Annotated in this window: 22 protein-coding genes and 4 pseudogenes; 9 read left to right on the top strand and 17 right to left on the bottom strand. The window is 71.5% G+C overall.

Features of this window, described 5'->3' with window-relative positions:
* Position 1 precedes the first annotated feature (1 nt).
* Together ACWDGI_RS23450 and ACWDGI_RS23445 are read left to right on the top strand one after the other, a co-directional pair.
* Positions 2 to 271 carry a CBS domain-containing protein gene (locus tag ACWDGI_RS23450; RefSeq protein ID WP_450762010.1) on the top strand — a complete coding sequence of 90 codons (270 nt, stop codon included), beginning with the start codon at positions 2 to 4 and terminating at the stop codon, positions 269 to 271.
* A gap of 47 nt (positions 272 to 318) precedes the next feature.
* Entirely contained in the window at positions 319 to 633 is a 315-nt protein-coding gene (locus ACWDGI_RS23445; protein WP_351709473.1) for an SCO5918 family protein, read from the top strand.
* A 127-nt stretch (positions 634 to 760) separates the two neighbouring features.
* Here ACWDGI_RS23445 and ACWDGI_RS23440 read toward each other — a convergent pair whose 3' ends face one another.
* Positions 761 to 1,135, bottom strand: a complete 375-nt coding sequence (locus ACWDGI_RS23440; protein ID WP_450761935.1) for a hypothetical protein — start codon at positions 1,133 to 1,135, stop codon at positions 761 to 763.
* Between the two features lie 693 nt (positions 1,136 to 1,828).
* On the opposite strand from ACWDGI_RS23440, the gene ACWDGI_RS23435 reads away from it, so the two are divergent.
* Positions 1,829 to 2,173, top strand: coding sequence for a MerR family transcriptional regulator (locus ACWDGI_RS23435; protein WP_450761933.1), 345 nt, complete (start codon positions 1,829 to 1,831; stop codon positions 2,171 to 2,173).
* Between the two features lie 261 nt (positions 2,174 to 2,434).
* On the opposite strand, the gene ACWDGI_RS23430 is transcribed toward ACWDGI_RS23435, so the two are convergent.
* From ACWDGI_RS23430 to ACWDGI_RS23400, 7 genes and pseudogenes are all read right to left on the bottom strand, one after another.
* The gene (locus tag ACWDGI_RS23430; RefSeq protein WP_450761931.1) at positions 2,435 to 3,157 is read right to left on the bottom strand and encodes a class I SAM-dependent methyltransferase; all 723 of its coding nucleotides are present in this window, start codon (positions 3,155 to 3,157) and stop codon (positions 2,435 to 2,437) included.
* Positions 3,154 to 3,663, bottom strand: a complete 510-nt coding sequence (locus ACWDGI_RS23425) for a hypothetical protein (protein WP_450762008.1) — start codon at positions 3,661 to 3,663, stop codon at positions 3,154 to 3,156. Before ACWDGI_RS23425 ends, ACWDGI_RS23430 begins: the two co-directional genes overlap by 4 nt.
* Before the next feature lie 2 nt (positions 3,664 to 3,665).
* Positions 3,666 to 3,830, bottom strand: a complete 165-nt coding sequence (locus ACWDGI_RS23420) for a molybdopterin-dependent oxidoreductase (protein ID WP_450762006.1) — start codon at positions 3,828 to 3,830, stop codon at positions 3,666 to 3,668.
* 9 nt (positions 3,831 to 3,839) lie between these two features.
* Positions 3,840 to 4,280: pseudogene (locus ACWDGI_RS23415) on the bottom strand (molybdopterin-dependent oxidoreductase); the annotation flags it as partial.
* A 260-nt stretch (positions 4,281 to 4,540) separates the two neighbouring features.
* Positions 4,541 to 4,681: pseudogene (locus ACWDGI_RS23410) on the bottom strand (flavodoxin family protein); the annotation flags it as partial.
* On the bottom strand, positions 4,633 to 4,914 hold the full coding sequence (locus ACWDGI_RS23405) for a hypothetical protein (RefSeq protein WP_450761929.1): 282 nt from the start codon (positions 4,912 to 4,914) through the stop codon (positions 4,633 to 4,635). The pseudogene ACWDGI_RS23410 and the gene ACWDGI_RS23405, both read right to left, overlap by 49 nt.
* A 348-nt stretch (positions 4,915 to 5,262) precedes the next feature.
* Positions 5,263 to 5,376, bottom strand: a pseudogene (locus ACWDGI_RS23400) (DUF5994 family protein); the annotation flags it as partial.
* A 793-nt stretch (positions 5,377 to 6,169) separates the two neighbouring features.
* Between ACWDGI_RS23400 and ACWDGI_RS23395 the strand changes: the two are divergent.
* The 4 genes and pseudogenes from ACWDGI_RS23395 to ACWDGI_RS23380 all read left to right on the top strand — a co-directional run bounded on the left by ACWDGI_RS23395 (position 6,170) and on the right by ACWDGI_RS23380 (position 12,313).
* Positions 6,170 to 7,411: a PP2C family protein-serine/threonine phosphatase gene (locus ACWDGI_RS23395; protein WP_450761927.1), complete on the top strand. Its 1,242-nt coding sequence runs from the start codon at positions 6,170 to 6,172 to the stop codon at positions 7,409 to 7,411.
* 50 nt (positions 7,412 to 7,461) lie between these two features.
* Positions 7,462 to 7,554 (top strand): annotated as a pseudogene (locus ACWDGI_RS23390) (DUF5990 family protein); the annotation flags it as partial.
* 623 nt (positions 7,555 to 8,177) lie between these two features.
* On the top strand, positions 8,178 to 9,389 hold the full coding sequence (locus tag ACWDGI_RS23385) for an MFS transporter (RefSeq protein ID WP_450761925.1): 1,212 nt from the start codon (positions 8,178 to 8,180) through the stop codon (positions 9,387 to 9,389).
* 257 nt (positions 9,390 to 9,646) lie between these two features.
* Positions 9,647 to 12,313, top strand: a complete 2,667-nt coding sequence (locus ACWDGI_RS23380; protein ID WP_450761923.1) for a glycosyl hydrolase — start codon at positions 9,647 to 9,649, stop codon at positions 12,311 to 12,313.
* 38 nt (positions 12,314 to 12,351) lie between these two features.
* On the opposite strand, the gene ACWDGI_RS23375 is transcribed toward ACWDGI_RS23380, so the two are convergent.
* Both ACWDGI_RS23375 and ACWDGI_RS23370 read right to left on the bottom strand, forming a co-directional pair.
* Positions 12,352 to 12,558 (bottom strand): acetyl-CoA synthetase, encoded by a 207-nt coding sequence (locus ACWDGI_RS23375; RefSeq protein ID WP_382137910.1) that lies wholly within the window; start codon positions 12,556 to 12,558, stop codon positions 12,352 to 12,354.
* Positions 12,559 to 13,495: 937 nt separating this feature from the next.
* On the bottom strand, positions 13,496 to 13,705 hold the full coding sequence (locus ACWDGI_RS23370; RefSeq protein WP_450761921.1) for a hypothetical protein: 210 nt from the start codon (positions 13,703 to 13,705) through the stop codon (positions 13,496 to 13,498).
* A gap of 674 nt (positions 13,706 to 14,379) precedes the next feature.
* Between ACWDGI_RS23370 and ACWDGI_RS23365 the strand changes: the two genes are divergently transcribed.
* Both ACWDGI_RS23365 and ACWDGI_RS23360 read left to right on the top strand, forming a co-directional pair.
* Positions 14,380 to 17,523, top strand: coding sequence for an FG-GAP-like repeat-containing protein (locus ACWDGI_RS23365; RefSeq protein ID WP_450761919.1), 3,144 nt, complete (start codon positions 14,380 to 14,382; stop codon positions 17,521 to 17,523).
* Positions 17,524 to 18,156: 633 nt separating this feature from the next.
* Positions 18,157 to 19,134, top strand: coding sequence for a TolB family protein (locus ACWDGI_RS23360; protein ID WP_450761917.1), 978 nt, complete (start codon positions 18,157 to 18,159; stop codon positions 19,132 to 19,134).
* Here the strand turns inward: ACWDGI_RS23360 and ACWDGI_RS23355 are convergent.
* From ACWDGI_RS23355 to ACWDGI_RS23325, 7 genes are all read right to left on the bottom strand, one after another.
* Positions 19,122 to 19,709: a hypothetical protein gene (locus tag ACWDGI_RS23355; RefSeq protein ID WP_450762004.1), complete on the bottom strand. Its 588-nt coding sequence runs from the start codon at positions 19,707 to 19,709 to the stop codon at positions 19,122 to 19,124. The two genes, ACWDGI_RS23360 and ACWDGI_RS23355, sit on opposite strands and share 13 nt — an antisense overlap.
* 116 nt (positions 19,710 to 19,825) lie before the next feature.
* A complete protein-coding gene (locus ACWDGI_RS23350) occupies positions 19,826 to 21,388 on the bottom strand; it encodes a carboxylesterase/lipase family protein (RefSeq protein WP_450761915.1) in 1,563 nt (520 codons plus the stop codon).
* 15 nt (positions 21,389 to 21,403) lie between these two features.
* Positions 21,404 to 22,042, bottom strand: coding sequence for a GOLPH3/VPS74 family protein (locus ACWDGI_RS23345; RefSeq protein ID WP_450761913.1), 639 nt, complete (start codon positions 22,040 to 22,042; stop codon positions 21,404 to 21,406).
* Positions 22,043 to 22,155: 113 nt separating this feature from the next.
* The gene (locus tag ACWDGI_RS23340; protein ID WP_450761911.1) at positions 22,156 to 22,815 is read right to left on the bottom strand and encodes a response regulator; all 660 of its coding nucleotides are present in this window, start codon (positions 22,813 to 22,815) and stop codon (positions 22,156 to 22,158) included.
* Complete coding sequence (locus ACWDGI_RS23335) at positions 22,812 to 23,984, bottom strand: sensor histidine kinase (protein WP_450761909.1); 1,173 nt, start codon at positions 23,982 to 23,984, stop codon at positions 22,812 to 22,814. Before ACWDGI_RS23335 ends, ACWDGI_RS23340 begins: the two co-directional genes overlap by 4 nt.
* Positions 23,985 to 24,370: 386 nt before the next feature.
* On the bottom strand, positions 24,371 to 25,006 hold the full coding sequence (locus ACWDGI_RS23330) for a DUF5994 family protein (RefSeq protein WP_450761907.1): 636 nt from the start codon (positions 25,004 to 25,006) through the stop codon (positions 24,371 to 24,373).
* 350 nt (positions 25,007 to 25,356) lie between these two features.
* A complete protein-coding gene (locus ACWDGI_RS23325; RefSeq protein WP_450761905.1) occupies positions 25,357 to 25,785 on the bottom strand; it encodes an arsenate reductase ArsC in 429 nt (142 codons plus the stop codon).
* Positions 25,786 to 25,809 lie beyond the last annotated feature (24 nt).

Genomic DNA, 25,809 nt, shown 5'->3' with positions numbered 1-25,809 from the left:
CGTGGCGGATCCCGCATCGACAACCGTGGTCGACGGCGTGGAAGCGTACGGGCCCCGGGTCTGTGACGACATGACCGTCGAGGTGGCTCTGGCCGTCATGGCGGGTGCACGTGTCGAATACCTGACTGTGTGCGACGGGGACGACCAGAGCACGGGTTCGATCACTCTGGCCCGGCTCGCCGTTCTCCGTGCCAGTTCCACGTACACGGACCGCATCCGTCTGCGGGACGTCCTCGGCAGCCGGCTCCGGCCCGTTCCCGTCCGCGGCTGATCCACCCCGCCCGGGTCAGTTCCTTTCCGTCATGCCTGGGAGGCATCATGCGTTGTGTCATCGCCCGGTACCCGTTCGACCTGACCAAGATCGGGGTGCTGGCCTCGATGAAGGGCGTCAAGCCCGAGCTGGTCACGGGCGCGTCCGTGACCATCGGCCGCCGCCGCTACCCCGTCAAGCAGGTGGGCCAGGTCACCACTGGGCAGGACCGCCGTGACTTCACCGTCGGCGAAGTCACCCGGGCCATGGCGCGCCTCGGTTTCACCTGCCACGACGGCCCCGAGGCCGCGCCCGTGAGCGTTCCCCTTCCGCTCCGGGCCCCGTCGGCACTGCTCGACGGCACCTGCCCTGTGGGCGTGTGAGGACGGGCGGGTAACCGCCCTCGGTATCCAGGTGGGGGCTCCGTCGACGCGCGTCGACGGAGCCCCCACTGTTGTGTCCTCGTCCGCTCGCAGACTCTTGGCCGAGCGGCGGGGCGGGGACAGCGCCTCACCGGTCGAAGTAGCTGAAATCACCCACGGTCCATGCGCTGACGTCCTTGATCGCGACTCGGTACATGCCACCCGTCTCCGGGATGCCGAGGCTGCCCTGCAGGATCCGCGCGAGATGGAAGTGCAGATGCGTGGGATCTCCGCCGCGGCCGGGCCGTTCCCCTCGCGGGCCGCCGGTGAAGACGTCGGAGAACGGGCCGAGGCGGTCCGATCCCTTCAGGACTTCCGCCACCCGCTCCCTCCACACGGCCTCGGGAGCCAGCCGGCCGGTGATGACGGCGCCGCCGACGACCACGGTCAGCGACATCTGATTGCTTCGCTGGGACTCCACCGCGGCGGAGAGAGCCACAAGCAGTTCATCAGGGTTCGACATGAGAGCAGATCCTATTCAGCGGCCTGTCTCGGGCCCGCCCCGCCGGGGGGCTTCGCGGACGGTGGGAGGTGGTTCGCGACCGAGCGGCGAGGGGCCCCATCCGTCGTGGCGCCGCGCGTGACGACGGATGGGGAGGTCATCGTCGCAGGTGGCAGGATTCCTCCTCTGCCATAGGGGTGAAATCTACTCTTGCCAGAGTAGACATTGCCGCTCGGCATGCTTATGCTTTCTGTCGTAGGAAGCGGTCGAACGAGACCCGGCAGAAACGAACTGGCGGGGAGCTGTACACGAAGTTCGCAGGTCAGTGCGGCTCTCGAGCCTCGAAGCCAAGGTTGCCCAGAACGGCGACGGCGCTGGGAGCCGCACTGGGCGGCTCGCATGTCGAGGAGCTGCCGCAGCAGTACCGCAGTGCCGATTCATCCAGTGGTTGGTTCAGAGAGGAACGGAGGAGCAGACGCCATCAGGATCGCCCGGCCCGAGAAGCACTCGGCCCGGGTACCGCAAGACCCCGGAATGGATGGTGGTCCCCGGTCAAGCAGCTGCGATCCCCCGCTACCCCGCCCTCTGCCGGGCCGGGTAGCGGAAACAGAAGGTCGGCACAGCAGTAGGGCCGACAGATGGTGTTGAATTTCCTTCGGGGCCTTGGTGCCGTACGGCACCAAGGCCCCTCGACGCGTTGCACAGCGAGGTGACATGACAGCGGACAATCCTCTTAGTGATTTTCTGGACGACGACGACTACCCCGCCTACACGATGGGCCGGGCAGCCGAGATGCTCGGCACCACCGCGGGCTTCCTTCGAGCCATCGGCGAGGCTCGTCTGATCACTCCGCTCCGCTCGGAGGGTGGGCATCGCCGCTACTCCCGCTACCAGCTGCGGATCGCCGCTCGCGCCCGCGAGCTCGTCGACAGGGGCACCCCGATCGAGGCCGCCTGCCGCATCGTCATCCTCGAGGACCAGCTCGAGGAAGCTCAGCGCATCAACGCCGAGTACCGTCGTGCCGCGGACGAGGCGGCCGGCAGCTCCGGTTCCAGCTGATCGCGTGGGCGCGGGCCACCCGTAGCGCCTTGTGGCCACACGAGTCAGCCGCCGCCACGGCCGACCCCGGCCGGCCCGCCGTACTCGCCGTCGTCCTGGCCTTGCCGGTCGCGGCCCACCGGCATCGAGGACGTCGAGGCGCATGCCGAAGCCGACTGACCCCACGACTCAGGAGGCCGCCGGAACCGGGCAGGCGGCATGCGGCACGTGGTGCGGGCCGACCGACCCCAGGCAGCGCAGGGGAGCGGGGCAGCGTCCGGCTCAGACGACCGCGGCCCCGCCGTCCTCCGTCGCTGTGGGGTCCGCGTCAGGACGGTCGCAGGATGATCCCTGGTGGGTGAGGGTGGCGAAGCAGCGGTGGCCGCTCGTCCACTGGTCGGTGACGGTGAGGGCGAGCCCGGCGGCGATCCTGTGGAGCGCTGGTCGTCCCAGTCGGGCCCAGGGAAAATACGGACCGGCCTGGCCCCGGACGTTCTCGAACCGGGCGATGCACTGCTCTTGCACGTCCTGTGGGTCGACCTCGACGACGAGGCACCCGGTGGGGGCGATGAGGCCGCCGCAGCGGCGCAGCAGGCCACGCGGGTCGCCTCCGATCCCGATGTTGCCGTCGATGAGCAGCACCGTCCCCCAGCCCTTCTCGGCCGGTAGCCGGTCGAAGACGGATGCCCGCAGTGCCAGCCCGCCCAGGGCGGTGGTGAGTGCGACCGCGCGAGGTGTGATGTCGACCCCGAGGGCGAAGACTCCCTGGCTCAGGAGTGCTCTGCACATGCGGCCCGGGCCGCAGCCGATGTCGATGACGGGGCCGGCGCAGCGTTCCAGGACGGTGTTGTCGGCCGCCGTGGGCTGCTCGTGCCAGCGGTGGACCGGCATCCGGATGCGGCGCCCGTCGTCCAGCCGCAGGTACACCGGTTCCCGGCCGGGGCGCAGGGCGAGTGCGTAGGGATCCTCGTCGGCGTCGTACAGCTCGTCCTCGTCCGTTGTCACGGTGCTGCGCCGTGCCCGGCGGCGGGTCGGCTCTCGTCGGTGCCGCCGGGTCGGCGCACGCGGCGCAGTCTCACCGCGAAGGCGACCGCGGAGGCCGCGAAGAGCACGCCGGTGATCGCCAGCCATCGGCCGAGGTAGATGCTGTCGGACAGGCCGGTGTCACCGGGGTAGGGCACCGCCAGACGGAGGACGAGGGGGAACCAGACCAGTAGGAGGAGACCGGAGAGGAAGGCGGGGACGCGCAGGTGGTTGATCCAGGGCACCGTCGGCCTGGCAGAGGCATCGGCGCGGTGACGTAGTACGGAGAGGGCCGACAGGTCGGCCAGCGAGTACAGGGGCAGCAGGATCAGGTCGTGGAGGATGGCCGCGCCGACGAACCAGATCGCCACCTCCCAGGGCTCGACGGCGAACAGGCGCACCATGGCGTAGCCGGTGAGGGCGAACGAGGCGATCAGGACGAGCAGGTGCAGGGGGCCGGAGCCGTACCAGCGGACGTATCGCGTCATGGTCACGCCCTGAAGGTGAGCCGGTGGACCCACTTGGTGTTGTTCACGCCGGGGTTGGCCGGGACGATGATGCGGGCCGGGTAGCCGTGGTCGAGCGAGAGGGCCGCGCCGTTGACGCGGAGGGCGAGCAGCGCCCGGGGGTCGCGGATCTGGTTGCCGCGCAGCACCACCCTGGTGTGCACGCCCTGGAGCAGCCGGTAGAGCCAGTACGGGTGGGTGGGCCAGCTGACGAGGTAGAAGCCCAGGATGCCCTTGTCGGGGGTCTCGTCGTTGAGGGGGCTCAGATCGGGGTTGTAGGCGGCGTAGGAGAGCAGTCCGGTGATGAACAGCAGCGGAATGCCGATCAGGAGGACCAGGCCGAATGCCGAGGTCAGCCAGGGCCCGCGGATCGGACTGCGCCAGAATCCGGGGCGGAACGGGCCAGGAGGCGAGGGCAACTGCCCGACACGCTCTGCCGTTGCGCGGATCCGAGCACGGCCCGCAGCCGCGGCGACAGTCACAGTGCCCCGTACGCGCTCCAGCCGCTTCAGCCGCTTCGGCGCCGACGTCCCGTCCGGTCCCGGGCGTCGCGACCCTCCGGTCGGGGCCGGACCCGACGGCCGTCCGCCACCTGCCATCGGCCGTCTCCTCCCGTCTTCGAGCCGCACTCGCAAAGAGGTCGGCTCAGCGATGTCACAACCCGTGCCGGACAATCAGGACACCTACAAGCTGGCACAGGCCAGGTGGGCTGTCCGGGCCTGAGGTGCAAGCGGGTGCCCGTCTCAGCCGAACGGCGGAACCACCGCCTCCGCGCCGCGGGCGGGGATGCCCTCGGCACGCTCGACGACGATCGACGCTGCTTCCGGGCTGTGCGCGGCTGATCCGGCCACCGTTGTCCCTACCGGTGTTCGGGGTTCTCGTAGTCGCGGCGGCAGCCGGCGTCCCAGGCGGTGCGCTGGTTGCCGTAGGCGGGGATGCCCCCGAGGTCCTTCAGCGCGCGGGCCAGGTGGAGCAGGTTCCAGGTGGAGGCTGTGGAGGACGTTCATGGCGCAGTGCCAGCGGGGCGTGGTGGACGTCCGGGTGGGCCCGGTGGTTCTCCAGGTTCTCGGCCATGTGGTGGGTGCCGAGGAGTTCGCCGCCGCCGTGGTGCCGGATCACCGGGTGGAGGTACGCCGCGTCGAAGGCGCCGTCGACCGGGTTCTGGGCGGTGCGGCGCACGGTGATGTCGAAGGGGTCGACGTTGTCGTGGTCCGGACCGTATACCGGCGGCACGGTGAAGTAGGCGCTGTTCTAGCTCAGTTGGCGTTCACGGGCGTACGCGACCGGCACCTCCTCGTGGTAGCGGGCCGGTTCGCCGGGCGGCGCGACGATCAGGTCCCCGATCACACCGAACTGCTGCCAGAGCGCGGAACTGCGGTTGACCCTGGCCACCACGGCGTCCGCCGGCGTGGACGGGGACGCGTCCAGCGGGCGGTACGGCCAGGGCCGGTCGTGGTGGCGCTCGTCGAGGATGCGGCCGAAGGCGCGTACGGCGTACCGGAAACCGTGGATGAAGCCACCGGTGGACTTCTTGAAGTCACGCTGTTGCATCAGCGTTCCGGCGAAGTAGAGGCCGGGCACGCCCACGCGGTAGGAGAGCAGCAGCAGTTCGTTCGGGTCCTGCTCGGCCAGGAACCAGCCCACGTTGACCACATGCCCGGCGACGGGCACCTTGCGTGGAACGACCGGCGGATGAACCGCCCCCCAGCGCTCCTCTGCCGGACGGTCTCCTTCGGACGGGCCCAGTCCCAAGACGCTGTCCGGAGAACCGACTGATCAGCAGGCGGAAACAAACGATGCCCGGGGGCGCGGACGAGGTCCCCGCACGGTGGCTGCAGGCGGCGTATCGCCGGGGGAAGGGGGGCATACGTCCCACTCCCAGCGACCCCCGAGCGGAGCAGGAAACCCCTGATGCCCGAAATACCCATCGGGCACAGGGTGAAAGCAGGTCGGCACACTCTCACGTGCGACCGGCCTGGAAGGGCGACCCCGGTGTGCGTACGCCGGGGTCGTTGGAGGACGGCCGACGCGCCGTCGGAAGCAGGCCATGGTCACCGTCGGCCCGGTTCGATCAGATCGGTACCCCGGGTGCGGGCCCGCTCACCGGCGTACTCATGTCCTCTTCGCCCCGGCGTCTTGTGGCGACGGCCAGTTGGGGGCCGACATGCCGCCCTTGGCGTAATCGGCTCGTCGGACCGGTCGGCGATGCAAACCTGGGCCGGTCGGCAGCGTTGTGGCACGCCGGTCGCCGCTGGCTGACGGATGGATGCGAGAGGGCGGGGTGTGCGTTGCGTCGGGGCGCCGTGGGGCGGGACAGGTGGTCGGACGTCGTAGGCGCTGACGCCCCGTTCCGGCCGTCACCGCCCCGCACCGGCTGCGGTTCGACGAGGCCGGGGTACCGGGCCGCCTGGCGAACACTTCGTGGACGCGGCCGCCCCTTGGGTTCCCCCGGTAGATCGCGCCGCGGGGTGAAGGGAAGCAGGCAGCGATGACGGACGGTGGGCACATGCCGGGCGGGATCGGGGTGGACCGGTCGGAGGGGTTCGGCGAACGACTGCTGGGTGTGCTGCTGGACCGTGCTCACGAGATGCCGCCGGAGTTGATCGCCCCGCTCGTCGCGGAGGAGGTGGCCAGGGTTGGAGGGCGGGAGGTCTCCATCCTCCTGCAGGACTACGAACAGGTGCTGCTGGTGCCGCTGCCGGGCCGGAGGCTGAGGGTCGGCGGCCCCGAGTCGGTCGACGACTCGCCCGCCGGCAAGGCGTTCCTGAGCCGCAGAACGGTGGAGGTGCCACAGGACGGCAGTGTGCGGATGTACCTGCCGCTGCTGGACGGCAGCGACCAGATCGGGGCGATGGCCGTCACCCTGGACAGGGTCGATGACGACGACCGGCGCCTGCTCCGCAGACTCGCCGGTCTGGTCGCGGACATGATCGTCACCAAGGACGCCTACACCGACCTGTTCTTCCAGGCCCGCCGCAGCGCCCCGATGAGTGTGGCCGCGGAGATCCAGTGGTCGTTGCTGCCTCCGCTGTCGATGACCGTTCCCCAGGTCGAGGTGGCCGGAATCCTGGAGCCCGCCTACGACGTGGCCGGGGACAGCTTCGACTACGCCCTCAACGGCGACATCCTGCACGTGGCCATGATCGACGCGATGGGCCACGGACTGGATGCCGCGACCATGGCGACGGTGGCCATCGGCGCCTACCGCCACACGCGGCGGTCCGACACGGACCTGTCCCGGGTGTACGCGTTCATGGACAGGGCCATCGATGAGCAGTTCGGCCCAGACCACTTCGTCACCGCGCAGATGATGGTTCTGAACATCGCCACAGGACGGCTGCGGTGGGTCAACGCCGGCCACCCGGCCCCGTTCCTGATCCGGGACCGCGCCGTGGTGGACCGGCTGGAGAGCCCGACCACGTTGCCGGTCGGCTTCGGCGGCGAGGAGCCGGTGGTCACCGAGCGGATGCTGCGCCCCGGGGACCGGCTGCTGTGCTTCACCGACGGCCTGATCGAGGAGCACCAGGCCGGCGGGGAACAGTTCGGTGAGGAGCAGCTCGTCGAGTGGACCAACCGGATCCTCCGCGAACGCACCGAGGTGCGGGCGGTGGTGCGAGCCCTCTCCCACGCCCTGAAACAGGAACGCGGCGGCACCACGAGCGACGACGCGACCATCTTCCTCATCGAGTGGCGAGGCGGCGACGCCGACCATCTCGCCACCCTCGACTGAGCCCACGACGAAGGCGCGCCGGGCCTGGGCGGGTGCCGCGGCCCCAGCACGGCCTGCTGACCGGCCGCCTCGGCCTGACCGATGCGGCCGGCGGCCCTCTGTGCGCACGCGTCGAGCCCCCGCACATCACCTGGACCGCCGAACCCGGCGACCAGTGCGGGCAGCACACAGCGGCAAGGCAACTCGCGGTGGCACCTGGACCGTCGTGTGGTTCACCTCCGACAGCCACCACATCGACTCCAGCGGCCCGGAGACGTACGTCCACGTGCACTGACCTGTTCCTCGGACCGAAGCCCGAGGAACAGGTCAAGTCATGACACCTCCACATCCCGTACCGCTCGTGAGGCGGGAGCGGTCCGCGGGATCCAGCACTGCGGCGAGGCTCAGCGGTGCTCGGGGGTGCGCGTAGTCGCGGTGGCAGCCGGCCTCCCAGGCGGGGCGCCGGCTGCCGTAGGCGGGGATGCCTCCGAGATCCTTCGGCGTCCGGGCGAGGTGCAGCAGGTTCCAGGTCTCGGAACGAGAAGGCCAAGCCGGGTGCGTGAGTGGATGCTTGGCAGCGGGGCCTCGTGTCAAAGCGGGAGGTCGTCAGGCAGGATCCGGAACGTCCTGTGGCGGCCCGAGCGACGTACGGCCGGGAAGTCCCGCCGGTCGAGGGGGAGGAGATCACGTCGGTGTCCGTTCGCGCGGCGGTCCTGGTCGCCGCGACAGCCCTCGTCCCGGCCGACGTCACCATGGCGCCCGACCGCTTCCTGGAGATCCTGTACCCGTGACAGAAACCAGCAGCGCCCCGCGGCCGGACGGACGCCGCCCCGCCTGGCTGACCCGCAACGTGCAGGTGCTGTGCGGCGTGTCCTTTCTCCAGGACGCGGCCAGCGAACTCCTCTATCCGATCCTGCCGATCTTCCTGACCGTGGTGCTCGGCGCCCCGCCCGTCGCGGTCGGCGCCATCGAGGGAGCGGCCGAGGGGGCCGCCTCGATCACCAAGGTGGCCGCCGGGCGCCTGGCCGACCGGTTCGCCCGTCGTCCGCTGATCGGGGCCGGATACGGGCTGGCCGCGGTGGGCAAGCTGCTGATCGCGCTCGCGACCGCGTGGCCGATGGTGCTCGTCGCCAGGGTCACCGACCGGCTCGGCAAGGGCATGCGCGGGGCGCCTCGCGACGCCCTGCTCGTCGAGGGCGTTCCGAACGGACAGCGCGGCAAGGTGTTCGGCCTGCACCGCGCCGCCGACACCGCCGGCGCGGTGGTCGGCCCGCTCGTCGGGCTGGTCCTGTACGAGGCGCTCGACCACCGGCTGCGCCCGCTGTTCTGGATCGCCGTGATCCCCGCCGTCGCATCGGTCGCGCTGGTCGCCGCCGTCCGCGACCCCCGAACCGACCGGGCGGGCGGCTCCTCGGCGCGGGCCGCCGCCCGCACACCCTGGCGGTCCCTGCCCCGCCCCTACTGGCGGGTTCTCGGGGTGCTGCTCGCCTTCAACCTCGTCAACTTCCCCGACGCGCTGCTGCTGTTGCGTGCGCACGACCTGGGCCTCTCGACGGCCGGGGTGGTGGGCGCGTACGCGGTCTACAACCTCGTGTACGCCGCCCTGTCCTACCCCGCGGGGGCGCTGTCCGACCGACTGCCGCGCCCGCTGGTCTTCGCCACCGGTCTGGTCTTCTTCGCGATCGGCTACCTGGGCCTCGGCCTGATCCACAGCCCCTGGTCGGTGTTCGTGGTGCTGCCGCTCTACGGCGGTTTCGCGGCCTGCACCGACGGCGTCGGCAAGGCCTGGATCTCCACGCTCGTCCCCGACCACCAGCAGGGCACCGCGCAGGGCCTCTACCAGGGCGCCACCGGCGCCGCCGTCCTGCTCGCGGGCGTGTGGGCCGGCCTCGCCTGGGGTTCCGACGGCCACCTCCCGCTGCTGACCTCCGGCGGCATCGCGCTGGCTCTCGCCGGTGTGCTGCCGGTCGTCGCCCGCGGGCGGACCGCGGCCGTCTGACCCGGAGTGGCCGGCGCGGGCGTGGCGAGGCCGGCGAAGGCGCGGCGAGGCCGGCGCGGGCGTGGCGAGGCCGGCGAAGGCGCGGCTGGGTCGGCGAAGGCGCGGCGAGGCCGGCGAAGGCGCGGCTGGGCCGGTCTGCTTCCGGCCATCGATAGTGACAGGTTCTGGTCAAGGGCTGTCCAAATGCCGGACTCCTCCCGCCTCCGATGGTCGGGTCGTCCCCGACGGCTGTATCCGTGCCCGTTCGGGAGGACCTGGTGTCAGTACCGACCCGCAAGAGACGTTGGTTCACGATCTGTGCCATCACCGCATCCGCCGCACTCGTGGCGATACCCGCCGGCGCCGCGCCCGGCGGAGCCGGCAGCCCCTTCGGGGCCCGCGCACTGGCTCAACTGGCCGCCGAACGCGGGCAGTCGGTGGGTTCCGTCAGCCCAAAGGCGAAAGCCGGGGACGACGACGGCGGCGGTGACGACGGCAACGAGGCCGACGAGATAGCCGAGGGCGCGGACCAGTACGCCGAGGCCCGCACCTCACCCGGCATCGTCGCACCGGGCGCGTACGGCGCCGCCTGGACGAGTCTGACCAACCTGCCGACCACCGGTCGCAGTTGGCGCAACATCACCGACCTGCCCTACAACTCCGACGACCCGCGCTACCGCGACTACGACTCCAATTCCAGCGGCGGCTCGGGCAATGTGACCGGCCGGATGGCAGCGATGGCCGCCGACGACGGCGGGTACGTGTACGCGGGCAGCGCGGGCGGCGGAGTGTGGCGCTCGCACAGCGGAGGCGGTCACTGGCAGCCCATCAGTGACAAGCTGCCCTCGCAGTCCACCGGCGCGCTCGCGCTGGACGGCGCCGGACGGTTGTGGCTGGGCACGGGCGAGGCGACGACCAATGCGGACGCGTATCTCGGCAGCGGCGTCTACGTCCTGTCGAACCCCCGCCATGGCACCTTCTCCTCCCGCAGCCGGGTCGGCGGCGACGAGTTGGAGTCCACGACCATCCACGAACTGCGCTTCGGCGGCGGCAAGGTGTGGGCGGCGACCAGCGAGGGCGTCTGGAGCCACTCCACGAAGAGGCTCAGCGGCGCCTGGAAGCTGGAGTTCGCACCCAACCCCGACTATCTGCCGGGCGGTTCGCTCGCGCACGACGACTCGGCCGCGTACAAGAACATAGCCAACGACATCGCGATCGACCCGAAGGACCCCTCCAAGGTGGTCCTCGCGGTCGGATGGCGCAGCGGTGACGACTACAACGGCTTCTACACCAAGGGCTCCGACGGCACCTGGACGCGGATCACCAGCGGCCTGGGTGACCTGCCGGCTGACGCTGACGACGTCGGCAACGTCACCTTCGCCCGTTCCGCCGACGGCTCCCGCTACTACGCCATCGACCAGTCCCCGGAGCAGCTGAACACCAACCCGGACAGCGGCCTGGAGGGCATCTACGTCTCCAAGTCCGGCTCGCCCACCGGCCCCTGGACGAAGATCGCCGACTACCAGGGACTGGCCGCCGACGGCTCGGCGCTGACCTCCAGCGGCTACATGCCGGGCGTGCAGGCCTGGTACAACCAGTTCCTGGCCGTCGACCCGGCGAACGCGGAGCACGTGTACGCGGGCCTGGAGGAGGTCTACGAGACCAAGGACGGCGGCAGCAGCTGGTCGACCGTCGGCCCCTACTGGAACTTCGGCTTCCCGTGCTGGAGCATCGACCCGACCAAGCAGACGGGCGACTGCAACCCCACCACCCACTCCGACCAGCACGGCGTGGCGATCGGCAGCTACCACGGCAGGAGCTTCGTCTACGTCGGCAACGACGGCGGCGTCTACAAGCGCCCGCTCAACGGCTCACAGGACGCCTCCGGGCACGCCACCGACTGGACCTCGCTCAACGACGGCACCATCGACACCCTCCAGTACTACTCGGTGGGCGTCGGCAAGGACCTGACCTACGGCGGGGTGTCCGTCACCGGGGGCCTGCAGGACAACGGCCAGTCCATCCTGCGCAGCAACGACAAGGTCATGGGCTCCGACTTCGGCGGCGACGGCGGCGACACCCTCACCGACCCGGCCGACGGCTGCGACATCGCGGAGGAGTACGTCTATCTCGCCATCCAGGTGACCCAGAACTGCGCCGTGAACGACGGGAGTTGGGTAACCGACCCCAGCAAGATCACGTCGTACAACGTGGCTCCCGCCGACAACGCCACCGGTGAGGCCCGCTTCATCGCCCCGATCACGGCCGACGCGAAGAACCCGGCGACCTGGATCGCCGGCGGCCGCCACATCTGGGTCCAGACCCACGGCTACGCCATCCGCAGCGGCGACGAGTGGACCAGCGTCTACGACCTCGGTGCCGGGCGTACCGCGACCGCCGTCGCGGCCTCGGGCGGCAAGGTGTACGCGGCCTGGTGCGGCCCCTGCAACAACCAGGGCTTCGCCCGCGGCATCTCCGTCGGCAACGCGGACGGCACCGGCTGGCACGACATCACCCTCCCGGCCACCGGCACGGACGGCACCGTACCCAACCGCTACCTCGCCGGCTTCGCCGTCGACCCCAGGAACGCCGACCACGTCTACCTCGCGGTCAACGGCTTCTCCCGGCACTGGACCGAGGGCCCCGGTGCCGGTGTCGGCCACGTCTTCGAGTCCACCGACGGCGGCACCACCTGGAAGGACATCTCGAAGAACCTTCCCGACGTGCCGACGAACTCCGCGGTCGTCACACCGAACGGCGGCCTCGCGGTCGCCACCGACCTCGGCGTCGTCTACCGCGCACCGGGCCGTACGACCTGGCAGCGGGTCGGGAACCTCCCGGCCGTCGCCGTGCTCCAGCTCAAGCTGGGCCCGGACGGCAGGACGCTGTACGCGGCCACCCACGGCCGCGGCATCTACACGATCGACGTGCGCGACTGCCACTGACGCGGCGACATCGCAGGGGTGGTCCCGGAGTGCCGGGGTCACCCCTGCGTCGGGTACGGCACCACGCTCACGTGCAGCGTGAAGGCGACCCTCGCCGCACCCGCCACATCCGGCGCCTTCGCCGACGCGGTGACCTCGGCCGCACCGGCCCGGGTCCCCGCACACCGCAGCGACGCGTGGGACGTACCGTCCGCGTCCACCCGCCATCCGGACGCCAGGACGAGAACCGGCGCGGAACTCCGCACGGCCGTCCACCGCTTGTCATCCGTGCGAGGCCGCAGGACGAGCGACACCACGGTCCCGGGCCGTACACAGAGCCGCTGTTCGACCGCGTCACCAGGACTGACGGTGACCTCCGTATGCCCAGCGGCACACCTCCCCGGCGCAGGGGAGGGACTGGTGGCCGACACCGACGGGCTCCCCCCGGTCTGGCTTGCGGACGGCGCTGCCGGCGTGTGCGTCGACGCACTGGCCGACGGCCCCGCCGAGTTGTTGTTCTCCGACGGTCCTCCCACCGATCCGCCACCTTCCGACGTGTGGCACCCCGCCAGGACAACCACCACGGCGACCATCCATCCCCCGGCCCACCACCGCATCCCAGCACCTCCCGGCCCGCGCGTACGCCCGAGATGTTCCGTCACTGCCGAGCCGCCCTCCGTGTGCTCCCGCGACGACGCCCTTCCGGCCAACGCTCGATTCCCGAGCTCGGTCGCCCGCCGGCCACGTGGAGCGGTCATCCACGCCTCCGAGTCGACGACGTGCCCACAGCATGCCCTTACGACCGGCGAACCACGGTCACCAGCGGTGCGATCCCCCACCAGGCATGCCCCCTGCGTGTCCTGAGTTCAGGCAAGTGGGCCGCCCGAGGGGTGCGCGGGTGTCACTCCAAGCCGCTCAAGGGCGACCGCCAGGCGCAAGGGCCCACCCCCTGCCGAGCAGGGAAAACGCAGGTCACCAAGATCCCCCCGACAAGACCCCGGGACAAGACCCGGGACAAGACCCGGGACAAGACCCGGGACAAGACCCGGGACAAGACCCGGGACAAGAATCGGCAACCCCTAATGATCAAGCCCCCTACCAGCGAAGACCCGCGGGTAGGGGGCTTGTCGCCGTGGACGCCGATCGGCGGTCGAGCTGCCGGTATCGGCGATCCCGCGATGAGCAAGTCCCGCGATCTGACGATCAGAAGGAGGCAGTGACGCCGACCTGGTGGTACTGGCCGACGGTGGCCAGGACCCCGTCCTTGACCGCGCCGAGCTGAGCCACGAGGTCCGAGCTGCTGATCGCCGTGGGGCCGGCGACGATGCCGACCTGCGGGCTCAGGCCGCCGGAAACGGTGTCGAGTTCGGCGTCAGAGATTTCAAGGGTCTGAACCTGGGGAGCGGAGTTCATGATGAAACTGCCCTTCGTATGGATGGTCCACAAGGGGGTAGCGGCCAAGCTGGGGATAGCCGATGGGCCGCGACCGCAGGTCCGCGCCGTCCGTTTCCGGACACCTTGGCGCGATCCCGGCGGCGCGAAGGATCAAATCACGGGGCGTGCCCGGCATCCAGTCAGTGACTGCTCCCGGCAGGGAACTTGAAACGGTCGGCTACTCATCCATGCACGCACGCACACGAATTGGGGGCAGCTTCTCTACAGGTAACCCCGCAATAGGAAACCGACAACTATTGCCACCGCAGTTCCGGCCAGGACAAATCCGCACCAACCGAATGCACCCGTGCCGCAGTTGCGCATTCGCTGTGGAGATTCGGTCGTTTCCGGTCGCGAAGAGGTCGGAGAGTTGCGTCACATGGGGCCCGCAGGGTCACGGAAGTCGACCAGCGACCAGATGATGCAGCCTCAGTCACAGGTCAGTACCAGGCCGGCCGGGATGCGGCCGGAGGGATCCGGGCCGGACCGGTACAGCTCACTCGCCGACGAAGGTTCGCCCGTAGCCAAGGCACTCGGGGAGCCGCTGATCCCGTCCCCTCTCACCTGCGAGAGCATCGTCGGCTTTACCAATCCTTGGTAAGATCCGGCCACTTGTGCGAGGGTGCGGACCCTCGTAGGGGAGGGAACATCACGTGGGCAGACACGCCCTGAGACGGGGCGGCCTGACCGCCGCCGTCTCCTCGCTCGCGGTCGCCGTCGTGGCCGCGTCCGTCGTCCTGTCGGAGGGCGGCGGCTCCGCGGAAGCGACCGAGGCCGACACCACCGCGATCACACTGGTCGACCCCAGCTCGACCACACCGCGCACCGACCGCCCGTACGTCGCGGGCGACACCGGCTTTCTGCACCGGCAGACCGGCAGGACCGGACTGCTGTGGACCGACTACGCGACCGGCAGGACCGTCACCGTCGAGAACGCCGACGGCGTCTACACCCCGGGCACCGGCTGCACGTCCATCGGCTCCGAATGCCGTAAGGCCTGGTACGGCTCTGACGGCGATCTGGTCGCGCTGCCGGCCACGGCCAACGACGCGTACGCCACCCTGTGGGATCCGGCGACGGCCACCGCCAAGAAGGTGAGCTGGAACAGCTCCATCCAGTACGGCCAGGGCTACTATCGGGCCCTCGCAGGCGACACGATCGTCACCACCAACTCCCTGATCGACAAGGTCGACAAGGTCGACGGCGTCGACGGCGTCGACGGCGAGTGGCGCACCCGCAAGGTCACCGGTGACGCGACGAACGTCGGGAGTGAGGACGTGCTCGCCGCGGACCCCGCCGGTGTGTTCGTGTCGGAGAACACCTACGGCTCGCTCCGTTACATCGACATCGCGTCGGCGGTGAACACCACCGTGTTCACCGACGCCACCTACGCCTCGCACTACGTGATGAGCGAGGACCGCATCGGCTGGTACGACGCCGGCAAGGCCGAACTGCACCTGAAGTCCCGCACCGACCTCGCCGCCGCCGAGCAGGTCGTCACGCTGCCCGCCCACCCGGGCGCGCTCGACGGCGACCCGGTCCTGGTCGGCGACCGGCTGCTGCTGCCGCTGTCCTCCAGCGCGCTCGGCTCCCGGCTGCTCGCGGTCGACGTCGACGATCCCTCGGTGCAGCAGACCCTGCTGGCGAGCGCCGGCCAGTACACGCTGGCGGCGGGTGACGGCAGCGCGCTGGTCACCGGCGGCACCGACGCCACCGACTGGTGGGTGCGACGGGTGAAGCAGGCCGAGGACGGCACGCTGGAGGTGGAGAAGGTCCAGCAGACCCCTGCGGTGGAGAACGCCAAGACGGGTATCGCGCTCAGCCGCGGCAGCCTGCGGGTCGCCGAGGACGACCCGGACGCCACCGCGGACACCACGTCCGTGCGCACCCTCACCACCGACGGCTCCGCCACGCTGACGGCGTCCGGGGCCACGCCGAGCCGCTCGATCTACGCCGCCCTCTGCCCGTACGAGGGCACCACGTGCTCGGCGCTGTGGGGGAACCTCGACGCCCGGGACGTCTACCTCGACGCGAACGGCGGCACCGACGAGGGCGAGGGCCTCGGCGACGACCGGCTGGTCGAGATCGGTGGCAACGACCTGGACTTCGGCGGCCGGGGCGGCCACATCGTCGACGTCTCCGACCGCTACGCCGTCTTCGACTCCGGGGGCACCAGCCCCGCGCAGTACGTCGGCGAGTTCGGCCAGGGCCGCAAGCTGAAGCGGTCCGTGCGCGCCGCCGCCCTGAACGGCTCCACCCTGTGGAGCGCCACCACCACCGCCGGCAAGGTCACCTCGTACAGCATCCCGTTGGCGAAGACGCTCACCACGGTGACCGTCCCGGGCCTGGCCTGCGTGCCGAGCGAGCTCCAGGCGGCGGGGCGCTGGGTGTACTGGGCCTGCGGGACGCACTCGGCGGGCGTGTACGACACCAAGGCCGGTACGTCGAGGACGGTCACCCCCGGCGACGTGCTGCTCGGCGACGGCTTCACCGTCCGCCACGACCACGGCGCGGGCACGCTCATCCTCACCGAGGCGGCCACCGGCACCAGCCGCACGATCGCCTCGGGCCTGCCCGGCAAGGGCTCGGTGGACCGCCGTTACCGCTGGACGGTCGACGAGTACACCGGCCTGGTCGCCTGGTTCGACGACTACGAGCGCACCCACGTCACCACCACGGGCATCGCCCCGTCCGCCGTCACGGCCTTCGAGACGTCGGCCGGCAGCTATGTGGACCCGGGGATGCCCTTCGAGGGCGCCTGGGTGCTGTCCCGCCCGGCCACCTCCTGGTCGCTCACCCTCACCTCGGTCCAGAGCGGCGCGAACGGCAGGGCCACCCGCACGCTCACCGGCGGCGCGACCCCGGCCCGGGTGACGGCGACCTGGAACGGCAAGGCGGCGAGCGGGAGTTACTTCCCCAACGGCCACTTCACCTGGACCCTGAAGGCGACCGGCCTCGGCACCGCCACGGCGAACACGGTGAGCAGCGGCGAGGGTTTCCTGCAGCGCGGAGCCGCGGTGCGCCGCGACTTCGTCAGCCCCGACGGCCCGGACGGCCGCGGCGACCTGCTCACCCTGAACTCCTCGGGCGGCCTGACCTTCCACAGCGGCACCGGGACGGGCAGGTTCGGCGACAAGTACACCGGCACCGGCTGGCCCAGGACCATCACGGCGATCCCCTTCGGCGACCTCAGCGGCGACCGCTGCAACGACGTCCTCGTGCGCTACAGCAGCGGCGCGCTGCGGCTGTACAAGCCGGGCTGCGGGGCGGCGGTCAAGCCGTCGACGTCGTACACGACCCTCGGGACCAGCGGCTGGACGCAGTACAACGCGCTCACCTCGCCCGGCGACGTGAGCGGTGACGGCCGCCCGGACCTGATCGCGAGGAACGCGTCCACCGGAGCGGTCTACCTCTACAAGGGGACGAGCGCCGGCAAGCTCGCCTCCCGCGTCAAGCTCTACGACAACTGGAAGGGCTACAAGAAGATCGTCGGCACCGGCGACATCACCGGCGACGGCAGGGCCGACCTCCTGGCCCAGGACACGTCCAACAACGTCTACCGCTACAACGGCAAGGGCGACGGCACGTTCGCGGCCCGCGTCAAGGTGCTGTCGAACTGGGGCGGCACGTACAACGCGGTCGTCGGGGTCGGCGACATCACGGACGACGGCAGGCCGGACCTGGTCTCCCGGGACACCAGCGGCAACGTGTGGCGCACCAGCGGCGACGGAAAGGGCTCGTTCGGTGCGCGGGTGAAGATCGCGAGCGGATGGAGCGGCTACAAGGCCCTGTCGTAGGCGCGGCTGGAGCGGCTGCAAGGCCCTGTCGTAGGCGCGGTTGGAGCGGCTGCAAGGCCCTGTCGTAGGCGCGGCTGGAGCGGCTGCAAGGCCCTGTCGTAGGCGCGGATGGAGCGGCTGCAAGGCCTCTTCGTAGGGGCTGAGCTCGCCCCGCCGAAGGCGCCCGGGGACTTGATGTCACCGGGCGCCTTCGCACTTCCCGCGTTTCACCGGCGGACAGTGATGCTCCTGGGGTGTCGGAGCTCATGGGCCGGTCGTCCCGCGGCCGCCTGGACGGGGAGGCGCCGTGCCCGTCGTCCCCTCGGCCGCGCTGCACGCGGCAACCGGCAATGACCGGCACCCGCCCCAAGAGGTCGAATCTCGGCCTCGATGACCCGCATCGCTCGGTCTCGACAGAGCCACGGATCGCTGCCGGGTTCAGGGATCACTACGGCATCTCGATGTTTCCTCATCTCATGGGACCGGCTATTGCACGGCTGTGACGGCGAGCGCACAACCCTGTCACTCGCTGCGGGAAGACTTCTCTCATCGCGAAGGGCGGCAAGCCGACGGACCGGTTCAGGGCTCGGGGACGGCAGGCGGTTCCCGCGTCACTCTCGTCGCCGTGCCCATCACATTCCTGGGGGAACCTCGATGCCCGCTCGTAACCGTCGGAACACCGCAGCTGTCACCACCGCGGGCGCCGCCGCTCTGCTCACCCTGTGCGGCACGGCCGCAGCCGCGACGGCCGCCCCGTCCTCCGGCGGCGACGCCAAGGGCAGCGCCGCGATGGTCGCGGCGGCCGTGTCCGACCACACGGTCACCGTGCCCAGGGGACTCTCCATCAGCGACGGCACCCGCCACGTCCTGGTCAACGGCAAGTCGATCGACTTCGGTACCACCGTCCGTGACCTGGCCTGGAACCCCAGCGGCAGCAAGGCCGCCTTCGTCGACGGGCACGGCGACCTCGTCGTCTCCAACCCCGACGGCAGCCACCGCGTCACCGTCGCCGCCAACCCGGGCGGGCAGACCTGGTCCCACCCCACCTGGCAGGTGACCGCCGCCGACCGGGCGAACCAGATCCCCGCGAAGAACAACCTCATCTTCTCGGCCAAGATCCACGGCAGCACCGTCCTGGAGGGCGTCAAGGCCACCAGCAACCACGGCAAGCCGGCCAGGATCAGCCTGAACGGTGACCCGGGGGACGGCAATGTCCCCCAGACCAACAACACCTGGCCGAATGTCGGCGGCAACTACGGCTCGGCCGTCTACGAGAACACCCACACCGGCGAGGTCTACATCCGCGACGACTACCTGCGGCAGCAGGGCGGCGCGCTGACCAAGGGTTCCGAGCCCGCTCTCTCCCCGGACAACGAGGAGGTCGTCTTCGTCCGCTCCGTCCACGGGCACGACCACCTCTTCGTCGAGGACTTCGGCGGCTCCACCCACGTCGTCAAGGACGTCACCCCCAACGCCACCACCGACTACACCGAGCCCACCTGGTCGCCCAACGGCAAGACCATCGCCTTCCGCGCCCCGACCGGCACCTACACCATCACCAAGACCGCCCACGGCTTCGGCAAGCCCGTCAAGGTCTCCCACCACACCGGCCTGCCCGCCTACCGCGGCTGACCGCCACCCAAACGGCCGCCGGAGCGGGCGAGTTCGGCCTCGAGCTCGGGCAGGTGCTGGTCGGCGGTGTCGTGCGGCAGGTACTCGACCACGTCGAGGAAGCGGAACAGGACCTGGGTCTTGGTGACGGCGAACTCGTAGTCGCCGTACCCCACCACGGCACCCATGTCCCCACGAACGGCGCCCCGGACGACATGCGCGGTCATGTCGTCCGGGTTTTGCGCCGTCAGCCCCCGCCGTGCGTTGGGGCGCGCCAGATACGGGCAGACCATCGAGGCGTAGAGCATGCACGCGCGGTGCCCCGGCGCCTCCAGCGTCGCCGCCATGTTGCGGTACGGCCGCCCGGCGGCGAGCGCATCGCGGATCGCGGCACTCTCCGCGGCGCCGACCACCCGCCACACCGGACCCCTGGGGATCAGGGTGTTGCAGACGGAACACAGACGCTGTCGCGCGCACTCGGCGCTGCGCCCGTAGTCGGTGAGCGCGAACCGGGGCTCGTCGCCCTCCCACGGGGTGATGGCGGGCACGGGATAGCCGCGGCTGTCACGAGGTCTTGCCTCGACGGTCGCCGGCATGGGCACGGAATCGAATCGCACACCCCATGGTGAACCAGATGGCCTCGCCACCGCGACGGTTCTCGGGCAGGTACCCGGCTCGGCGTCCACCTCGCACCTTCGTGCCCGCGCGGCGGTCACCCGTGGGCGTTCCAGAACGCGCAGTGGTGGCGGACCTCCGCCGTGTGGGTGGGGACGATGTGGTCCGGGGCGAGGGAGAGCACGGTCTGCCGGGGCCAGTGCGGCGACGAGGGGCCGTTGGGGTCGGCGGTGCGGGCGAAGCGGGTCCAGTAGTCGATCATGGTGTCGGCCAGCCGGTGCTGTGCCGCGGTCAGGTCGCGGGGGCGGCCGCCCAGGTCGAAGAGGTAGGGCAGTTCGCTCGCGTGCGGTGCGCCGAGCGGGAACGGGGGCGTGCCGGAGGTGAGCGGCGGGGCGTGCTCGTCGGCGAACTCGTAGCGCCAGGTGGGTACGTGGGCGGTGAGCAGGGCGTCGGTGCGCGCCGTCGGGCAGGCGAAGTCCGCGTCGCCGATGACCGCGCCGAACACCGGGCCCCCGTCGGTGCCGTGCACCGGGTATTCGCGGACGACCGCCTCGGCCTGCCCCGGGGAGGGGAAGAAGGCGGACACGACGTCGGGCCAGGTGTCGGGGGTGACCGGGTTGCCGGCCTGGATGATCCCGGCGGCCCAGCCGTTGCCCTCGTCGTGGTTGTCACCGACGAGTACGGGGACGTGGTGGAAGCGTCCGGCGGTGATCGCTGCCGCGGGGTCGCCGGGCAACAGCGGGGTGGCGTAGGCGGGTTGTTGGTCGGTGTCCTGGGCCGCGAGCAGGCGGGGGACGGTCACGCGCCGGAGGCAGGCCATCACGTCGCGGGCGGAGCCGCAGCCGACCTTCGCCGCGAGGCCCGCGCCCGTGGCACGCGCCGTGGGCAGCGGGACGGCGGACGGCGCGAACGGGCGGTCGGGGCTGCCGGTGCACGGGCCGCTCTCGACGATCGCGCGGTCGAAGAGGCCCGCGGCGGCGGGTGAGGTGAGCTGGGCGCAGACGCTGTAGCCGCCCGCCGACTCACCGGCCAGCGTCACGTCGTGCGCGTCCCCGCCGAAGGCGCCGATCTCGGAGCGGACCCAGCGCAGCGCCGCCTGCTGGTCGGCCAGGCCGAAGGTGCCGGAGCCGGGCAGCCCGCTGTGGGCGAGGAAACCGAGGGCGCCGAGGCGGTAGTCCACGGTGACGACCACGACGTCGCCTCGCGTGGCCATGCGGTGGGCGTCGTAGGAACTGCCCGCTCCGGTGGTGAAGCCGCCGCCGTGCAGCCACACGATCACCGGCCGGGGGCGTGCCGGTGCCGCGCTGTCGGGCGTGGTGACGTTCAGGTGGAGGCAGTCCTCGGAGGTGCTGCCGCCCGGCACCTCGCCGGCCGGCTGCGGGCAGGCGCTCGCGGGCCGGGTCGCGTCCCGCACCCCGGGCCAGGGGGCCGCGGGGCGGGGCGGTGCCCAGCGCAGGGTGCCGACCGGGGGCGCGGCGTAGGGAACGCCCTCGAAGGTGCGGTAGCCGTCGTGGGCGGTGCCCCGCACCAGGCCGTCGTGGACACGTACCGTCGTGGTGGCGGCCCCGGCGGGGCGGGGCGGTGGCGCTGCGGACCAGGCCGTCGCGAGGACGGCGGTGAGGGCGCAGCCCAGGGTGGTCAGGATGCGGTGCTTGGTCATCGTTTCCCCGTTCGGTCAGCTGCCGCCCATACCGCCCTGTGCGGCGATCATGGTCATCGGCAGTGTGCGTACCGTTTTCTCCAGGCCCGGCGCGAGCGCGGCCAGCGACCCCGTGCAGCTGTCGATACGGGCCCGGAAGGTCTTGTGGTCCTGTCGTGAGACCACCGAGCGGATGCCGCCCGCGGCGGCCAGTGCCAGCAGCGCGGCGTCGGCGGCGGGGAGCTCCCGCACGGGGCGGTCACCGTGCAGCGCCGCGGAAACGCGGGCTCGGAGTGCGGCGGGCACGGCGGGGTCGCGCACGGTCAGGCGCCGGGTGCCGAAGCGGGTGCGGGGCGCCTTCACGGTGAGGACTCCCGCCGCGGCGAGCCGGTCCTCCACCCGGGTCAGGGTCTGCCTGCGGTGGCGGCGTACGAGACGCTTCCAGCCGTGTCCGGCGGCGGCGTCGCGCAGCACGCCGTCCAGGACCGGGTCACCGGTCGGTCCGGTGCCGGACACGGTGACCCTGCCGCCGTTCTCTCCCAGCCGGCCGCGCGACGCGAGGTCGACGAGGGCGGCGGCCCGCACCAGGAACCGGGTACGGGAACGGTCGAAGGGGCCTTCGGCCGCGGCGTCGTGGGCGAGCAGATACATGAGGCAGGCCAGGTCGTCGTTCACCCTTCGACGCTAGGGCCGGGCACCCCGGCCCCGGATCGGCCGCGGGAACGGAACGGCTCTGGGAACGCGGGAGGACCGCGGCCCGGCCTCCTCCCTGAGGAGGAGGCCCGATGTCAGGGGCGGCGCGGCTGCACGAGGCCGTGGTCGTAGGCGGCGACGACGGCCTGGACGCGGTCGCGCAGGTCCAGTTTGCGCAGTACCGCGGTGACGTGGTTCTTGACGGTGGCCTCCGACAGACGCAGCCGCTCGGCGATCTCCGCGTTCGACAACGCCTGCCCGATCAGGGTGAGCACCTCCCGCTCGCGGCCGGAGAGGTCCCGCAGGGAGGGTGGCGGTGCCTGGTCGGGCGCGGTGGTCAGGAACCGGTCGAGGACGCGGCCCAGCACGGTCGGCGCCAGCAGCGCGTCACCGCGCGCGGTGACGCGGATCGCGTCGACGAGCTCGCCGGGGCGCATGTCCTTCAGCAGGAAACCGCTCGCCCCGGCCCGCAGGGCGGCGACGATGTGCGCGTCCAGGTCCCAGGTGGTCAGCACGAGCACCCGGGCGCGACTGCCGTCCGCCACGATCCGCCGGGTCGCCTCGATGCCGTCCAGCACGGGCATGCGTACGTCCATCAGCACCACGTCGGGTGCCAGTTCCCGGGTCAGCCGCACCGCCTCCAGGCCGTCGGACGCCTCGCCGACCACCTCCAGGTCGTCCCGGGCGTCGATGATCATGCGGAATCCGGTACGGACCAGGGCCTGGTCGTCGGCCACCACCACACGCAACGTCATGACACGCCCTCCACCGGCAGCCGCGCGGTCACCTCGAACCCGCCCCCGGGCAGCGGACCCGCGCGCAGGCTGCCGCCCACGAGCCGCGCCCGCTCCTTCATCCCCACCAGACCGCGTCCCTCACCGGCCGGGACCGAACTTCCCTGGGGAGTACGTCCGTTGTCGGCCACCATGACCTTCACGCACTCCCCGTCGACGGTCACGTGCACGCTCACCTCGTCGGCACCGGCCGCGTGACGCAGCGTGTTGGTGAGGGCCTCCTGGACGATCCGGTACGCCGCCAGGTCCACCGTGGCCGGCAGCCCGTCGAGGACACCCTCGCGGTGCACGCGCACGGTCATCCCGGTCGCGCGCACGGTGTCGGCCAGCTCGTCCAGGCGCGCGAGCGAGGGGCCCGGTCTGCGCTGCTCCCCGGCCTCGTCGTCCCGCGCATCGGGCCCGAACGCACGCAGCAGGAGCCGCAGTTCCCCCAGGGCCGAGCGGGCGCCGGTCTCGATGGCACGCAGCGCCTGCCGGGCCTGGTCGGGCCGTGCCGCGAACACGTCCTCCGCGGCGGCCGCCTGAACGACCATCACGGACAGCGTGTGCGCCACCACGTCGTGCACCTCGCGCGCCATCCGTGCCCGTTCCTCGGCCACGGCCCGGCGCGTCTCCGCCGTCCGCCGCGCCTGTTGCGCCCGGCGCCACTGCCCCGCGGTCCACGCGAGGACCACGGCCAGCAGATAGACCGTCATCCCCGTGGGGCCACCGCCCGCCCGGAACGCCAGTGGCACCGGCAGGCACATCGCCGCGAGCGCCCACACCGACGCCCGGCGCGGTCCGGTGGCCGACAGTACGCACAACGCGACCTGCGCCGCGAGCAGTGCGCCCGTCAAGGACACCGCGGGCAGCAGCGTCCACACCACGAGCCCCGTCACCGCGTTCACGGCCAGTACGGCGGCCGGGGCGCGCACCTGCCACCGCAGAGCACAGACCTGCACGAGAACCAGGACCACGGCCACGAGCAGACGCCCTCCGCGATCCGCGCCGGCGACGAACACCGAGGTGCCGAGGACGGCGAGCACCAGCCCGCCCGACCCCCACCACAGTGCCCGCACCGCACGCGGCGACGGCTCACCCCCGGCTTCACCCGCGAACGCGTCGCCCGGCTGCCTGCTGCTGCGGTCCACGCTCCGACCCTACCCAGCGACCCGGCGAAGCCGGGCTGTCCGACGGCGCCGGTCGGCCGCCGTTCAGACGTCTCCCGGTGCCGGTACTCCGCACCGGGCGCGCGCGGGAGGACCCGACATACGGATCGGCCGGGACGGGCCCGTCACAGCGCACCGCCCATGGCGACAGGCCGGGACGGGCCCGTCACAGCGCACCGCCCATGGCGACGGGGATCCTGCACGTTCAGTTGTGGGAGGGTCATGGATCCTCTGTTCGGACGCACGGGGTGAGCGGGGTGGGGCGGGGGTGGCCGTGCGCGGCCACGACCATCGCGGCGCGAGCGCGGTGGCCGTGCGCGCCACGGCCATCGCGGCGCGAGCGCGGTCAGAAACCCTCTGTGGAGGGATCAGGAGGAACAGTCGACTCTCGAGGCGGCGTGATCGGCCGGATCATGGGCCCGGTGTCCGCCCTCGGAGTCCCAGACCGCCTCCACCGCCCGGTCGGCCTCGGACACCGTCCGCAGACGTGCCGCCTCCTCCATCAGCCGGCTCGCGGTCGACGTACCCAGTGGGTCGCTCGCGGCGGTCATCAGCCAGGCGGCCGACAGCTGGTCCGTCCCCGGCGGTATCACCAGCAGGTTCCACCGGCCCACGCGGTAGGAGAGCAGCAGCAGTTCGTTCGGGTCCTGCTCGGCCAGGAACCAGCCCACGTTGACCACATGCCCGGCGACGGGCACCTTGCGTGGAACGACCGGCCAGTGGGTGGGATTCACCGTGACCCGGGTGATCCGCCCCCACAGCGGGTCCAGCACGGCGGTCAGAGTGGGGAGTTCCGCCCCGAGGTCACGGGAGCGGGGCCACCAGGCGCCGTCCAGGAGAGCCGGTGCGGGACCGACGGGAGCCAGCGACAGGCGGAGCGGAGGCGAGGAGGAGGGGGACGAGGGGGACGAGGGGGAGGACGAAGAGGAAGCGGACGACGGAGACAATGCGGACGACGACAACCGGTCTTCGAGTGTCGGCGAGAAGGAAATGGCCGCAGTCATGACGCGAACCCTGCCCCGGGCCGACCGCGATCGGCCCGGCCTATTCAATCGCCGAAAACGACACGAGCGTGGTAGCCGGTGCGCGAAATATCCTCGGTGACTCCACCGTACTCCTCGGACAGGCCGAACGGACCGCCGCTCCGGCGGCCGGGGTATCGCCGGGGACGGGACCTGGTCGTACGTCCCACTTCCAGCGACCCCGAGCGGAGCACGAGACCCCTGATGCCCGAAATGCGCATCAGGCATAGGGTGAAAGCGGGTCGGCACACTCTCACGTGCGACCGGCCTGGAAGGGCGACCCCGGTGTGTAGACGCCGGGGTCGTTGGGGGTCGGCCGACGCCGGTCGCCGTCAGGCACCGGACTCCACGCCGAGGTCGGCGAGCAGGCCGCGGACCCGGTTCTCGATCTCGTCGCGGATGGGACGTACGGCGTCGACGCCCTGCCCGGCCGGGTCGTCCAGCTTCCAGTCCAGGTAGGTCTTGCCGGGGAAGACGGGGCAGGTGTCGCCGCACCCCATCGTGATCACCACGTCCGACGCCCGGACGGCCTGCGTGGTCAGGATCTTGGGGGTCTCGGCGGAGACGTCGATGCCGACCTCGCTCATCGCCTCGACGACGGCGGGGTTGACCGTGTCCGCGGGCGCCGAGCCGGCAGAGCGGACCTCGACGGCGTCCGCGGCGAGGTGCGTGAGGAAGGCGGCGGCCATCTGGGAGCGGCCCGCGTTGTGGACGCAGACGAAGAGGACGGAGGGCCGGTCGCCGGCGGGAGTGCTGGTCATGGTGGTGGCTTTCGGGGCGGTGGG

Source organism: Streptomyces sp. NPDC001220 (assembly GCF_053597895.1).
Note: the sequence above shows the minus strand (reverse complement) of the source record. Positions and strands in the feature narration are given on the sequence as shown.